The sequence below is a fragment of the Pontibacterium sp. genome, from assembly GCF_041587635.1.
Lineage (GTDB): Bacteria > Pseudomonadota > Gammaproteobacteria > Pseudomonadales > Balneatricaceae > Pontibacterium.
Map to the genome: position 1 here is coordinate 1 of NZ_JBFGYC010000049.1, position 13735 is coordinate 13735.

The following is a 13735-nucleotide window of genomic DNA, read 5'->3' on the forward strand; positions in this document are numbered from 1 at the left end:
GCCCAACGTACGCAGAGCCGCACGATTGCATGATCGTTCACCGTTCTAAGGTGAAAACACGCAAGCTCTACGACCGTAAAGATCCAACCTTCGCTATGACTGTTGAAATGGCGAAGAAAGATGGCGTGACGCTGGAAACCGACAACAAGATCATCCGTGAAGGCAATAAGGTCCGTGTTTACATGACCTCGGTTGCACCAAGTTTTGGTATGAACGAGTTCAACGTGAAGCAGGGTGACGAGGTGACCGTGGTCATCACCAACCTTGACCAGATCGAAGACGTTACCCACGGTTTCTGTATGGTGAACCATGGCGCACAGATGGAGATCAGCCCACAGCAGACAGCGTCTGTGACCTTTATGGCGGATCAGCCAGGGGTGCACTGGTACTACTGCAACTGGTTCTGTCACGCGTTGCACATGGAGATGCGTGGTCGAATGCTGGTTGAACCGGCGTAAGTCACTGCAAAACGTATCACTGCTGTTGTATAAACGGTGGTGATACTTTTAAAACCCGGTCCGGAATACACTGTCCTCGTTATTCCGGACCGGGTGTTTTTTCCACACCGGAGGCTGAATTGGAGGCTTATATGGGTGTGTGGTTTGCTCGGTTTATGTCTGTGCTGAGCATCAGTGTTATGTTTTCTGTCCAGGCGGAAACCATACATGTTTCCCCGACAGAGAATCTGCAAGCAGTGCTGAATAACAGTCAGGCCGGTGATCAGATTGTGCTGTCCAAAGGTATCTATCCGGGCAACTTTGTTCTTCCCCAATCCATCGAGCTGACGGGTGAAAAAGGTGCGGTATTGGATGGTCAGAATAAAGGTCATGCACTGCAGATCAGTCAGCCATTAACCTACGTCCATCACCTGCGCATTCAAAACTGGGGTGATGATCTCACTGACATGAACGCCGGTATATTTGTCGCTAAATCGGCGGCAACGTCTCGTATCGAACATAACTATTTGCACGGCGGCGGTTTTGGTATCTGGGTTGATGCCACTCCGGATGTGCAGATTATTTCCAACAAGGTGGAAGGTGATCTGAATCTACGATCTTCCGACCGCGGTAATGGTATCCATCTGTTTAATGTGAAAGGTTTGCTGGCTCAGGATAATGAGGTCTGGCATACCCGCGACGGTATCTACATCGATACCAGTAATGGCAACAAGTTGATCGGTAATTATCTGCACGACCTGCGTTACGGCGTGCACTACATGTATTCCTATCACAACCTGGTGCAGGATAATTTTACTTACCAGACCCGCACCGGGTATGCGCTGATGCAGTCCAAGTTTCTGACGGTCATCGGCAACCGCTCTAAGAACGATGCCAACTACGGCATCCTGATGAACTACATCACAAATTCTACAATCCAGAATAATCGGGTAGAGGGGATTCAGAATACGCGTAACCCCCATATGCAGCAGAGTAGCAGCCAGGTTGGGCTGGAAGGTAAAGCCCTGTTTATCTACAACTCGCTGTTCAACAAGATCCGCGACAACCTGTTTGCCGAAAGTGATATGGGTATTCATCTGACGGCAGGTTCGGAAGATAACGTGTTAAGTGGCAATGCGTTTGTGAGTAACAAAGAGCAGGTGAAGTACGTTGCCACCCGTAAGCAGGATTGGTCCGATGAGGGTGTGGGTAATTTCTGGAGTGATTATCTGGGCTGGGATATGGACGGCGACGGTATTGGGGATGTGGAGTATGAACCCAACGACAGCGTAGACCGTTTGTTGTGGAAATTTCCATCGGCCAAGTTATTGCTCAACAGTCCGGCTGTTGAAACCCTGCGCTGGGTGCAGCGCCAGTTTCCGGTGCTGAAATCTCCCGGCGTAGTGGACAGTCATCCGTTGATGGCGGTTCCCGATTTGTTAGGTCCTTCGAGCAGTGCCATGGGCACAGCAGAGGGGCAGGTAGCTGAGAATTAATATGAATATTGTTGAATTGCAGCAGGTTGAGAAATCCTACCAAGGCGTCACCGCTCTGCATCAGCTGGATCTAAAATTGCAGCAGGGTGAAGTGCTGGGCCTGTTTGGTCATAACGGTGCCGGCAAAACCACTACCATCAAACTGATTCTGGGGTTGATCGGTGCGACCGCAGGACAGGTTAAAGTTTTTGGCGAAGATCCAACGCAATCTGAAGCGCGTAACCTGCGCCGTCAGCTGGGCTTTTTGCAGGAGAACGTCAGCTTCTACGATCAGCTCACCGGTCTGGAAGTGTTGCAGTATTTTGCCCGTTTGAAAGGCGTTTCAAAAAAGAGCTGTTTGAGTTTGTTGGAGCAAGTGGGTTTGAGTCAGGCAGGTCATCGCCGGGTGAAAACCTATTCCAAAGGGATGCGTCAGCGTCTGGGTTTAGCACAAGCCTTGTTGGGCGAACCCAAATTACTGCTGCTGGATGAGCCGACGGTCGGTTTGGACCCGATTGCAACGCAGGATTTTTACCGCCGTATCGAGCAGTTGAAAGCACAGGGCTGTACGGTCATTCTGTGTTCCCATGTATTGCCGGGGGTTGAGAAGTATATCGACCGGGCGCTGATTCTGGGACGGGGTAAGCTACTGGCAGAGGGGAGTGTGAACGACCTGCGCCATCAGGCGGATCTGCCCGCGACCTTCCATCTGCAAGGTGATCTGACGTTGCCTGATCATCTGGTGCCTCATGCGCAACAGGATGAAACCGGTACCCGTATGGAGGTCGCCCTGCAGGACAAGATGAGCACCATGCAGCAGTTGATCAGTTTGCCAGGGTTGGAAAATATGGATGTGCATCTGCCTTCGCTGGAAGACCTCTACACTCACTTCATTGAGTCCCATGGTCAGCATGATGTGCGTCAGGAGGCCATCCGATGAGTGCTATTTTTACCGTTGCGAATAAAGAGTTTCACGATGGCCTGCGTAACCGCTGGGTGCTGTCGATCTGTATTATCTTCTCTGTACTGGCCATTGGGCTGGCTTATTTTGGCGCGGCTGCGGCTGGTAAAGTCGGTTTTACGTCACTGTCATCCACCATCGTCAGTCTCGCCAGTCTGGCGGTATTTATCATTCCGCTGATCGCCCTGATGTTGGCGTATGATGGCATTGTCGGAGAGGATGAAAACGGTACCTTGCTGTTGCTCATGACCTATCCACTGTCCCGCTGGCAGCTCCTGTTGGGCAAGATGATGGGGCAAGGCGCGGTGATGGCGTTTTCTACGCTGGTCGGGTTTGGTTCATCGGCACTGATGATGGGGGCCTTCTCTGATACCACCAGTTGGGGGGAACTGTTTGGCCCTTACGCGGTGTTTATCTTCTCCGCGATGTTACTGGGCTGGATCTTTATCGCGATAGCGTATGTCATCAGTGCATCCGTCTCGGAAAAATCCAAAGCCGCCGGAATCGCGCTGATTGTTTGGTTTCTCTTTGTGCTGGTGTTTGATCTGGGCTTGTTGGGGATGCTGGTGGGAACGCAGGGCAACGTAGATGAAACTTTGTTCCCGTACCTGTTGTTGCTGAACCCCACTGATATTTTCCGCTTAGTGAATATCACCTATTTTGCGGATCAGAACCTGAGCGGTTTGATGGCGATCGCGCAGCAAACTCAATTCTCGACCGTATCGCTGTTTGGCGGTTTGTTGGTGTGGCTGGCGCTGCCCGTCACGCTGGCGATGGCGATCTATAATCGCCGTGGCCTGTAACTAGAGGGATTTGTATGAAACGCCTATTTTATGTCTTATTCATGATCCTGCCTCTGAGTCTGTTATCCGGTTGTGGTGAGGACGATAAAAAGGCCGCCATGGTGCAGCAGGCAGTCGCCATCGAAAGTAGTGATGAGTGTCATCTGTGTGGCATGATCATTACCAACTATCCCGGCCCGAAAGGTCAGCTTTATTCACGCGGAATACAGGGCAATATGAAGTTCTGCTCCACACGGGATATGTTTGCCTTTGTGGTTGATCCGGAAAACCAGCACAACATCCAGCAGGCGTTTGTTCACGATATGGCAGTCACCCCTTGGGGGCATCCTGAAGAAGATACCTATATCGATGCCAAAAAAGCCTTCTATGTGATTGGCCACGGCAAAAAAGGTGCGATGGGGCCGACCTTAGCCAGCTTTGCTAAACAGTCGGATGCGGATGCGTTTGCGGCATCGGAAGGTGGGCGGGTGCTCACATTCGACGAGATCACATTGGATGTGCTGGTCAGTATGAATAACATCCAGCCGCACTCTGCGGGTACTCACTGACAGAGAGCCTATACGGCACCGCCGGGTGCCGTACGTTACAACACGTTAGAGTACTTTTATGGCATCGTCGCCTTGCTGTAAAACGATGTCGCTGTAACTGCATTTACCCGAACTGCGCAGGAACACGCTGTTGGCGATCAGCCAGATGCGGGTCACGTGTGTCGCTTCACCGCTGATATACTGCTGATAGTCATTGTACAGGTCACGCTGCTCATTCAGTGTTTTGCCCAGTTCAGAGCTACCACTGCGTTGCACCACATGGGTTTCGATCTCGCTCCAGCGTGGCAGCGGACATTGAAAAACTTTGCCCTCGGGTAGTGCCGCACTCCACATATAGGTAATGTCTTTGCCATCATCAAACTCGACCGCAATCGACAGGTAATCGTGGCTCAGCGCAGCGTCCTCTGCGACGTTTGCGGGAAGGCGTTCGACCAGCCAGTTCCAGGAGATACCCAGCCCCTGTTCCAGTGTGATTTCGATCGGGTATTGCAGAATCCCCACGTCTTTATGGGTGTGACAGTCGATATGACCCTCATGATCGCCGGTGAAGATGCCGCTATCACCAAACATATACATATAGTGCCAACCGGCCGGTAGGCTGCTTTCGTGGTTTAAACGGTTTATTTCTGCACGAAGTAAACCGTCGATATCCCCGGATGCTGAAAGCTCGATCAGGCCTTGCAAAGGATCGTTCTGCCAGATAATCGCCACGCCCTCAATCAAACCCTCAGCTGCGATGTAGTGTTCCTGTGGTGTGAACAGTTCACCGCGTGGGTTTATGAACTCACCAACAGAGCGCGCAATCTCCAGCGTGCCTGAGCGGTCGGCGAGCATGGTGCCGCTGTTGTTCATCGGGTTGTACGTGAGTCCACCATCAATGCGGGCATGAAAGGCCACGCCCGGTTCAACCCACAGATTCATCTCCTTAACAATCCACCAACGACCGTTCAGCAAAAAGGTGACGGATTGCCCTGCAGTCAGTTCGCCCAGTGTTTGTGTCCACGGAAGGTTGTCAGGGGTGAGTGTGAAGTTGACCAGACGCTCGATCGATGCGTTTGATCTTTCTGCCAGCTGTGACACTTTTCGGTGAAAGTCTTTGTCGGGTTTGGGAGCTGGTGTGCTGTTTTGTAGTGCCAAGGCGGACGCGCAGGGCAGTAAGGCACCGACACCTAATATCGATTTCAGTGCCTGTCTGCGATTGTGCTGCCGGGGTTGATTCGCGGGTAGATCGGACGTGTGCTCTGACATACAAAGTTCCTCATTACGTGATGCATTTAGCGTAATCAGGAGGAGCGGGACTTCAGTCAGTGTTCGGTAAGAAACCTGTAAGGATTGTGTCAGGTTTCATAGCGATAACCAGAACCGCGGGCCGTTTTGATAATAACAGGTGCTTTAGGGTCGGCTTCAATCTTCCCACGTAGTACCGCGATAGACTGATCAAGGGCACGGCTGTTAGGGAAGTAATCACGTCCCCAGCACTCGTTAAACAGCATATCCCGGCTCACGATATTGCCCGCTGAGGCATGCAGCAGGCGCAAAATCGATAGCTCTCTCGGAGTGAGCTCAACTGCAGCGTTGTCCCGCACAGCCCTGAGTTGGCCCGTATCAATGTAGAGATCATGCATCCAGAATCCGGCATCGCCAGGGCAGGATTTATACAGCGGAATACGTCGGGTCATGACCTGAATACGGGCCAGCAGTTCGTTCACGCTGAACGGCTTGCTCACGTAATCATCGGCACCCAATTCGAGTCCCTCTATGCGCTCTTGTTCAGATCCTTTGGCTGACAGCACTAAAATGGGCAGCATCGGCCAACGTTCACGCAGGGTCAGGCAGAGTTGATCGCCTGACATGCCGGGCAGGTTTCGGTCCAGAATGCAGAGATCGGGCTTCGATTGCTGGCAGGCTTGCAGGGCATTCTCTGCGTTGTCGAAACAGGTGCAACGGAATCCCTCCGATGTCAGTAGCGTGTTCAATCCCTGTATGGTGAGGGGATCATCTTCTACAATCAGTACGTTTAGCATGGGGATGGCGGTTCTCGTGTGAGCAGGGGTAAACAGAGTCGATACTCACGGCCAGATGGGGTGATTGTCACCTCTAAGCGGCCGTTAAACTGAGTCGCCAAGCGCTTACAGGTTTGCAGGCCGAGCCCCAGTCCAGATGAAGGAGCGGGCAGAGGCGCTGTGGTTAAGTGTTGCTGATTATGTACCCAGAATATGAGCTCATCTTCGCGTGTCGCTGAGCCTAATGTAATCAGATCTCCGGGTGCATATTTACGCGCGTTGTCCAGCAGGTTTAACAACACGTGTTCCACCGCATTTTTGGGATACCAATGCGACTGAGTGTCTGATGTATCCAGCACGAGCTGGCAACCGGATGATTGCAGTAAGCGCTGATATTGCTGATTGAGCGACTGTAGGTGTGATGCGGGCGCGAGGTATTCCCAGGGATCGGTGGGCGTGCCTCTCATCAGTGCCGTGGCGTTGTCGATGATCTGCGAAATACGCTGCATTTCATTATCAACAATCACTTGATAGCGATCCTTATCGGACTGTACGCCTGAACGTAGCATCAGACCCACATACAGATTGATATTTCCCAACGGTGTTCTCAGTTCGTGGGCAATATCCTGCGTGCAACTCAGCAAGGTCTCAGCCCGCGATACTTGTACTTTGTAGTGGCGGTAGACCACATAACCGATGGCGCAGCTCAAACCCAGCAATGGCAGAATCATTGCCAGCAGTAACCAGCGATCAGATGCTGTGTTCTGCGGTTCAGGTTTGAACAGGGGGGTGATGATTAAACCAAGCGTTTTATAGGAAAATTGCACCTGCATGCTGTGCTCAGGTATGGCCGCCTGATGGTTAAAACTGTCATCAATATGAAAGCGCTGACGCAGAATGCTGAGTTCGCTGTTATTCCAAACCCAATCATACACGGCGTCTGCACGGGATAAGGTGCAGACCGTGGTGCGGGGCTGATGGGCCCAGCAATACAGATAGGCAGGCCCAATGGAGGTCGTCACCGGTAACCAGATATCGGATAGCCGGTTGTTTAGGTGGTCTTGTAATTGATTGTGTAAAGGATGATGCGCGGCACGGATATCCGTTTTTACCTCATTCAGCAGTGTCGCATTGGTATAGGGCAGCGCAAGGCCGGGGTAGGGATAGAGTAAACCTTCGTCGCCGTACACGGTGATGAGATGGACAGATGAGCTGTTGTTCATCACCAGATTCAGCTCGCTGAAGTCACTTTGCAGCAGTGCATGTCGTACCTGTGCCTGATGTGACCGGGCGAGGTCATTCAGTTGTTCGGATAACAGTGTCTGCAACAGACGGGCTTCTGTAGCGGCGTTATCGAGTTGCTCCTTTTTATGCAGATCCGCTAAGGCCAGATAGCTATGAATACCCAGCCCGACAACCAGCATAAAGGGGATGAGTACTACCGCGCCGATAAGGAGGCCTGCACGGCGGGTGGTGTGATGAATCATCCGGCTGATCACGTTATCTCCATTGTTTCTCGGCTTCGATCGCTTCAGGCATCCCTTGTCTGGCTGCTAGCGCGATCCACTGTTGTCCCAGGGTTTTATTTTGGGGTTGGCCATAACCCCGCAGCAGTGCCAGGCCATAATAGTATTGGCCCCGGCTATCCCCGGTGGCTGCGGCTCGCTTCAACCAGAGCGTCGATACCCTGGCGTTTTCTCCAACGCTTAACATGCCGTTTTGATAGAGGTTCGACAGCATCAGCATGGAGGCGACCAAGCCGCGATCAGCGCAGGCATTCACCAACGTCATAGAACTGTCATGCTTACCCTCTTTATGCACCTCATAGGCTGCCCAGCAGATCAAACCTAAACGTTCAGGTAAGCGGTCGAGCTGTTCCAGATAGTAGCGCATGTCTTCCACCGGATTCAGATAGCCATCCACATCCGAATGATTATTTGCCTGTACCAGCCCACTCGTCAGAATGAGCATCAGCGCCAGACTGGCAGTGAACGTATGGGCCTTTCTATAACATTTCATGAGCAGTCTTCCCTATCGTTTGTGGCGGTGAATGACAGGGAATAAGTGTTACAGAAGTTGATCGCTCCGTGTGTAAGAAGCGTGTAAGAAATCTATGCGCCTCCGAGTAGCATCTGATACCCCGACCGTGCCAGACCGATGACCGAAACAGAGATCAGCAGCACCAAGGCCAGATTACGAAAGCTCTTCTGGCCTGAGCGCTTAAACAGGAATCGGCCCACACTCAAGCCGATGATCATCGGAACCAGAAAGATGATGCCGAGACTGATTACGTCGTCAGTTAACAGGTCCTGATGACCGGTCCAGATCAACGCGTAGATGTCGGTGAAAGCAAAGAACGCAACCAGCGTGGCGCGTGTGGCAATCGGTGACATCTGGGTGTAGAGCATCATCAGCACTACCGGTAATCCACCGATGGCTGCTGCACCGTTGGCTAACCCGGAGACAAAACCGGTGGCCATGGGCAGACGGGGATTCGCATTCTTCTGTTCAAACCCCAGCAGCAATAGAATCGCGCATGCCAGTACCATCAGGCAGATCATCAGGCGGGTATGGGCTTCCGGCAGGTGGGTCAGCAGCCAGACGCCAATCGGTGTACAGATGAGCGTTCCGACTAACAGCTGCCCTAATAATTTTCGATCCACCTGACGAAATATCCCCGGCAGCAAGTGGATACTGGCAGCGATCTCCAGCATAAAAATGGTTGGTACCACCATTTTGGGCGGCATAAACAGTGCAAGACTGGTCACGGTCAGTGAGGAAAAACCAAAACCGCTATAACCGCGTAGCACGGCGGCCCCGAGAATGATGGTGATGGCGGGTAACAGTTGCCAGAGGGGCAGATCCAGTTGCAGTCCAAACATAAGAGGTTCCAGCTCAAAAAATGATGTGTTCTTGAGGCTAGGAGGATGGCTGAAGTGCCGTTAGCACCAACGTGCCGGGAACTCTGAGACCAGTATGGTCAGGGTTGGTATTGCGGCCATAACAAGAAAAGCCGTAGCTTCAAGGAAGGGGGACAGAAGCTACGGCAAGGGTGTGCTTTTTAAAAGGGCTGGATTACCAGCTCAGGGAAGCACCTACAGCGATCTGATCAGTTTCAGCGCCTGCTACGTCATGCATATCGTATTCAACGATGAACTTCAGGTTGCTGTTTACATCGTAGAACCATGCAACGGAATCCAGTTCGGAGGTCGTTGTAACGTTAGTTGCGCTGGTGGTATCAGTTTCGCCGTGGGAAAGAACGAAACGGTGTGGGCCGGAAGTGTAAGACGCCTGAACAAGGTAGCCGTCGCTGTCCAGCTCATCGGTGAGCAGCTGGTCGGCCAACGCTGAGCTGAGACCTTCCTGATCGAAACCGGAAGCGGTCAGCTGGAAGCCTGCCATGGATACACGAGCACCGTATGCTAAGCCGGTAGCGTCAACGTTGTTGGCTTCATTTTCGCCGGAAGCACCACCGATCCATGCGTTAAATTTACCGCCGTCGAATTCAGTTGCGTACGTTGCTTCAGCTTCAAAACGTACAGAGTTGTTGGTGTTTGCGTCGTCGGACTCACCGCTCTGTGGATCCAGAATGGATGCCGCTACCTGGAAGCCGCTCATGTTTGGCGTGCGGTAAGTGATCTGTGCTTTAGGCACTGCGTATGGGTAACCGGTAGAGATGTTACCGAAGGTCACACCACCAGAGTTTGCCATAGGTACACCGGTACCCAGCAGCAGTTCGTCACTGAAGATGTTAGTACGTGCGTAAATACCGAAGTCTTTACCGAACAGTACCTGACCGAAGTCACCGTCTACAGTCGCGTAGAACTGACGCACATCGATAGCAGTATCAGTTACCTGATTGCTGCCGTCGTTGATGGTTACCCAGAAAGAGGAACGACCGCCCACTTTCAGGTCACCCATATCTTTATTAACGTTGAAGCCGATGTAGTTAGGCAGGAAGCCCATACGTACACGCTGCTGTTTTTCGTTAGTGGCTTCGTTGTCTGTAGCCGTGAAGAATGCGTTGAAGTGTCCGTCAGCAGAGAAGCTAGTGCCTTCCTGATCGTAAAGGGTAATGCCTGCGTGCGCCTGTGTTGCCATAGCTACGGACAGTGCTACCGGGCAAAGCTTCAGCATCAATTTATTATTTTTCATGGTGTCCCCGTTCGAAGGTAAAAAGAATGTTGGTTTGCGATAGGCCGATTATTCGGAACGGGGGCGTTTCAAGGAATCGCGCTTTCGGGCTGATTTCCCGGCACTTTGGGTGATGTTCCCAAGAGGGGGAGTATTAAGACTGATGGCGTGGGTCAGGAAGTAAGACCAGAGGTGTGCGATGGGAAGTAGGGCTTTAGGTGAGACGGTAGTAGTGCTTTTTGTTGCGAATGCACACGGTGCGGTAGCGGTAATTATTCCTGTCGAATGTTACGCATCTGTTGCAGAGCACTATAGTAAAGTTGGCTTATTTGGGAGTGCGCTTTAGGTCAGAAGCGAACGCAATCAAGTAACTTAGAAGTATTCGCATCTGAAGACTGGTGTATTATCCTAGATCTTATAAAGAACGGTCTGCTATATAGAACAGCAGAGTGCGAAACAACGCATAACAGTGTCTGTGGAAGCAGACCATAACAATAAAAAGGGAGCCGGTGTGCCACGGGATGGGCATTCTAACCGGTTAAGAGTTAGCCTCGATGAGTAGTGACATTTCAAGTCTTCGAAAGTTCGTATCACCCGAGATCATCTTTGGTGAAGGCGCACGTAAAACTGTTGCCAATTATGCGCGTACCTTTGGTGCCCGCCGCGTACTGCTGGTGTCTGATCCGGGTGTAGCTCAGGCGGGTTGGGTACGCGATGTTGAATTGTCGCTGGAAGAGCAGGGTATCGATTACGTCACCTTTACGGAAATCTCGCCGAACCCACGTGCGGAAGAGGTGATGAAAGGTGCACACTTCTACAAAGAACACGACTGTAACGTCATTGTTGCTGTCGGTGGTGGTAGCCCGATGGATTGTGCCAAAGGCATTGGCATTATTTCAGCCAACGGTGGTGACATTCTCAGTTACGAGGGGGTGGATACGATTCATCTCCCAATCCCGCCACTGATCTTTATTCCTACTACGGCGGGTACCTCAGCCGACGTTTCCCAGTTTGCGATCATCTCCGATCAGCAGGAGAAGGTGAAAATCTCCATCGTCAGTAAGGCGGTTGTCCCTGATGTAGCGTTGATCGATCCGGAAACCACCATGACCATGGATCCGTTTCTCACCGCGTGTACGGGTGTAGACGCGCTGGTGCATGCGATTGAAGCGTTTGTATCGACCGGTGCCGGTGCGCTGACCGATATGCATGCGCTGGACGCCATCCGTTTGATCAGTCATAACCTGAAGCCGTTGGTGGCCGATCCAAGTAACTTGCAGTTGCGTGAACAAGTGATGTTGGGCTCGATGAAAGCGGGGCTGGCATTTTCCAATGCGATCTTAGGTGCGGTACATGCAATGTCGCACAGCCTGGGTGGCTGGCTCGATCTGCCGCATGGCTTATGTAATGCCATGCTGTTGGAGCATGTTATCGCCTATAACTACCCCAATGCACAGGACCGTTTTAAGGTCGTTGCCGAAACCATGGGATTGGATACGCGGGGGCTCGGTCCTACGGAGATCAAAGCGCGTTTGATGAGTGCCGTGATTGAGCTGAAGCGGGATGTAGGATTAAGCCAGAAACTTGCAGAAAATGGCGTGGGTCTAAGTGATATCCCGGTATTGTCGGATAAAGCGATGAAAGACCCGTGCATCCTGACCAACCCACGGAAGTCCAGCAAACGTGACGTTGAGGTCGTGTATGAAGAAGCGCTCTGATCAGGCCACCGTTGATGACCTGATCGGTCTCGGTAACCAGTCGGCGCGTAAAAGTTACTACGCTGAGCTGGTTACCAAGCTTGAAGAGCTGGAGACCGAGCGTAACCGCTACAAATGGCTGTTTGAGAATGCCTTACACGGTATTTTTCAGGCCGATTTTTCCGGTGGTTTGCGGGCGGCCAACCCCGCTATTGCCAAAATTTGTGGCTATGATTCTGCCGAAGATATTCTCGATCAGATTCAGCACATCGATGATCAGCTGTTTGTGTCCGTACGTGACTACGAATTTGTGACCAGTTACCTGAAAGCGAGCGGGCAGGTCTTCGGCTTCGAAACCCAGCTGCGCCGTAAAGATGGTGAGAGTGTTAACGTCTCCCTAAACGTATTGCTGAAACAGGATGGGGATACACCGGTCATTGAAGCCTTTGTTCAGGACATCACAGAGCGCAAGAAAGCGCAGGATAACCTGAAGCAGCTTAACGAAGAGCTGGAAGGACGGGTTGAAGCGCGTACGCACGAACTGGTCAGCCTGAACGACAAGCTCTGGCGGGAGATCGCCGAGCGCGAATCCGCGCAGAAAGAACTGAAAGTAGCCAAAGAGATCGCCGAACAGGCCAACACCAGTAAAGATAAGTATCTGGCCGCCGCCAGCCATGACTTACTGCAACCGATGAATGCGGCCCGTTTGCTGGTATCGACGTTACGTGAGCGGGAACTGGCGGGTGAAGACGGGCATCTGATCGAGCGTGTTCATATGGCGCTGGATAATGCCGAGGAGCTGTTAACCGACCTGCTGGATATCTCAAAACTGGACCAGAACGCGGTTAAACCGGATCTGGGTGAATACAGTATTCAGGCCCTGTTATCACCACTGGTGTCAGAGTTTCAGACGGTGGCTCAGGATTCAGGGCTGTTGCTGGCGTTTGTGCCCTCTAATCTGGTGGTCACCACCGATCCGCGTTTGTTAATACGTATTTTGCGTAACTTCCTCTCCAATGCCATCCGGTACACCAACGAAGGCCGTGTCCTCGTGGGGTGTCGCCGCAGTGGTGATAGGGTACAGATTCAGGTCTGGGATACCGGCATCGGGATTCCTGACGACCGCCTGAACGATGTCTTTAAAGAGTTTCACCAGTTACATCAGAAGAAAGCCAAACGTGCGGGTGTAGGTTTAGGGTTGGCGATTGTGGATCGGATCGCCCGGATGCTGGAGCATCCCGTGAAGGTCAAATCGGTCGTTGGTGCCGGGTCGGTATTTTCGATCGAAGTCCCGCTGTCGACCAACCAATCCCGTCAGGTTCAGGTTTCGTCACAAATGGCTGTACCGATGGATCAGCTGGACCAGACGCGGGTATTGGTGATCGACAATGAAGAAAATATTCTCGTCAGTATGGCCGCATTGCTGGGGCAGTGGGGCTGTGAGGTGATGACGGCAACCGACGAGCTGGATGCGTTGCAGCAGATCGAACGCACGGGCATCGTGCCCGAAGTGATGATGGCCGACTACCATCTGGATGATGATAAAACGGGTACGGATGCCATCGGTTATGTACGTGATATGTTGGGTATTGAGATTCCGGCGATGGTGATCACCGCTGATCGCAGCGACGAGTGCCGACAACTGTTCAGAGAGTTGGGGCTGCCGGTGCTGAACAA

The 13735-nt window shown here is 52.1% G+C and carries 13 protein-coding genes; 7 read left to right on the forward strand and 6 right to left on the reverse strand.

Going from position 1 to position 13735, the window contains the following annotated elements; genetic code table 11:
• From ABYW01_RS04575 to ABYW01_RS04595, 5 genes are all read left to right on the forward strand, one after another.
• The coding region (locus ABYW01_RS04575; protein ID WP_372831335.1) for a cupredoxin domain-containing protein at nucleotides 1–458 on the forward strand (458 nt) is incomplete at its 5' end.
• 131 nt (nucleotides 459–589) lie between these two features.
• Nucleotides 590–1933, forward strand: a complete 1344-nt coding sequence (locus ABYW01_RS04580) for a nitrous oxide reductase family maturation protein NosD (protein WP_372831336.1) — start codon at nucleotides 590–592, stop codon at nucleotides 1931–1933.
• Between the two features lies 1 nt (nucleotide 1934).
• The gene (locus ABYW01_RS04585; RefSeq protein ID WP_372831337.1) at nucleotides 1935–2852 is read left to right on the forward strand and encodes an ABC transporter ATP-binding protein; all 918 of its coding nucleotides are present in this window, start codon (nucleotides 1935–1937) and stop codon (nucleotides 2850–2852) included.
• The gene (locus tag ABYW01_RS04590) at nucleotides 2849–3676 is read left to right on the forward strand and encodes an ABC transporter permease (RefSeq protein WP_372831338.1); all 828 of its coding nucleotides are present in this window, start codon (nucleotides 2849–2851) and stop codon (nucleotides 3674–3676) included. The genes ABYW01_RS04585 and ABYW01_RS04590 overlap by 4 nt, the downstream gene beginning before the upstream one ends.
• A 14-nt stretch (nucleotides 3677–3690) precedes the next feature.
• On the forward strand, nucleotides 3691–4224 hold the full coding sequence (locus tag ABYW01_RS04595) for a nitrous oxide reductase accessory protein NosL (RefSeq protein WP_372831339.1): 534 nt from the start codon (nucleotides 3691–3693) through the stop codon (nucleotides 4222–4224).
• A 45-nt stretch (nucleotides 4225–4269) separates the two neighbouring features.
• Here ABYW01_RS04595 and ABYW01_RS04600 read toward each other — a convergent pair whose 3' ends face one another.
• From ABYW01_RS04600 to ABYW01_RS04625, 6 genes are all read right to left on the reverse strand, one after another.
• Nucleotides 4270–5472, reverse strand: a complete 1203-nt coding sequence (locus ABYW01_RS04600) for a DUF3047 domain-containing protein (RefSeq protein WP_372831340.1) — start codon at nucleotides 5470–5472, stop codon at nucleotides 4270–4272.
• Between the two features lie 89 nt (nucleotides 5473–5561).
• Nucleotides 5562–6248: a response regulator transcription factor gene (locus tag ABYW01_RS04605; protein ID WP_372831341.1), complete on the reverse strand. Its 687-nt coding sequence runs from the start codon at nucleotides 6246–6248 to the stop codon at nucleotides 5562–5564.
• On the reverse strand, nucleotides 6242–7726 hold the full coding sequence (locus ABYW01_RS04610) for a sensor histidine kinase (protein WP_372831342.1): 1485 nt from the start codon (nucleotides 7724–7726) through the stop codon (nucleotides 6242–6244). The genes ABYW01_RS04605 and ABYW01_RS04610 overlap by 7 nt, the downstream gene beginning before the upstream one ends.
• A 1-nt stretch (nucleotide 7727) precedes the next feature.
• Complete coding sequence (locus ABYW01_RS04615; RefSeq protein WP_372831343.1) at nucleotides 7728–8246, reverse strand: tetratricopeptide repeat protein; 519 nt, start codon at nucleotides 8244–8246, stop codon at nucleotides 7728–7730.
• Nucleotides 8247–8338: 92 nt separating this feature from the next.
• Nucleotides 8339–9109: a sulfite exporter TauE/SafE family protein gene (locus ABYW01_RS04620; protein ID WP_372831344.1), complete on the reverse strand. Its 771-nt coding sequence runs from the start codon at nucleotides 9107–9109 to the stop codon at nucleotides 8339–8341.
• A 193-nt stretch (nucleotides 9110–9302) separates the two neighbouring features.
• Nucleotides 9303–10382 (reverse strand): porin, encoded by a 1080-nt coding sequence (locus tag ABYW01_RS04625; protein ID WP_372831345.1) that lies wholly within the window; start codon nucleotides 10380–10382, stop codon nucleotides 9303–9305.
• Between the two features lie 533 nt (nucleotides 10383–10915).
• Between ABYW01_RS04625 and ercA the strand changes: the two genes are divergently transcribed.
• Nucleotides 10916–12079, forward strand: coding sequence for an alcohol dehydrogenase-like regulatory protein ErcA (gene ercA / locus ABYW01_RS04630; protein ID WP_372831346.1), 1164 nt, complete (start codon nucleotides 10916–10918; stop codon nucleotides 12077–12079).
• Nucleotides 12063–13735: NahK/ErcS family hybrid sensor histidine kinase/response regulator (locus ABYW01_RS04635; RefSeq protein ID WP_372831347.1), on the forward strand; the 1673-nt coding region annotated here is incomplete at its 3' end. The genes ercA and ABYW01_RS04635, both read left to right, overlap by 17 nt.

Excerpts from the sequence above, each read along its gene's own strand:
- ABYW01_RS04605 (WP_372831341.1), bottom strand. The coding sequence starts at position 6,248 with ATGCTAAACGTACTGATTGTAGAAGATGATCCCCTCACCATACAGGGA.
- ABYW01_RS04615 (WP_372831343.1), bottom strand. The coding sequence starts at position 8,246 with ATGAAATGTTATAGAAAGGCCCATACGTTCACTGCCAGTCTGGCGCTG.
- ABYW01_RS04625 (WP_372831345.1), bottom strand. The coding sequence starts at position 10,382 with ATGAAAAATAATAAATTGATGCTGAAGCTTTGCCCGGTAGCACTGTCC.
- ABYW01_RS04600 (WP_372831340.1), bottom strand. The coding sequence starts at position 5,472 with ATGTCAGAGCACACGTCCGATCTACCCGCGAATCAACCCCGGCAGCAC.
- ABYW01_RS04595 (WP_372831339.1), top strand. The coding sequence starts at position 3,691 with ATGAAACGCCTATTTTATGTCTTATTCATGATCCTGCCTCTGAGTCTG.
- ABYW01_RS04580 (WP_372831336.1), top strand. The coding sequence starts at position 590 with ATGGGTGTGTGGTTTGCTCGGTTTATGTCTGTGCTGAGCATCAGTGTT.
- ABYW01_RS04620 (WP_372831344.1), bottom strand. The coding sequence starts at position 9,109 with ATGTTTGGACTGCAACTGGATCTGCCCCTCTGGCAACTGTTACCCGCC.
- ABYW01_RS04585 (WP_372831337.1), top strand. The coding sequence starts at position 1,935 with ATGAATATTGTTGAATTGCAGCAGGTTGAGAAATCCTACCAAGGCGTC.
- ercA (WP_372831346.1), top strand. The coding sequence starts at position 10,916 with ATGAGTAGTGACATTTCAAGTCTTCGAAAGTTCGTATCACCCGAGATC.
- ABYW01_RS04590 (WP_372831338.1), top strand. The coding sequence starts at position 2,849 with ATGAGTGCTATTTTTACCGTTGCGAATAAAGAGTTTCACGATGGCCTG.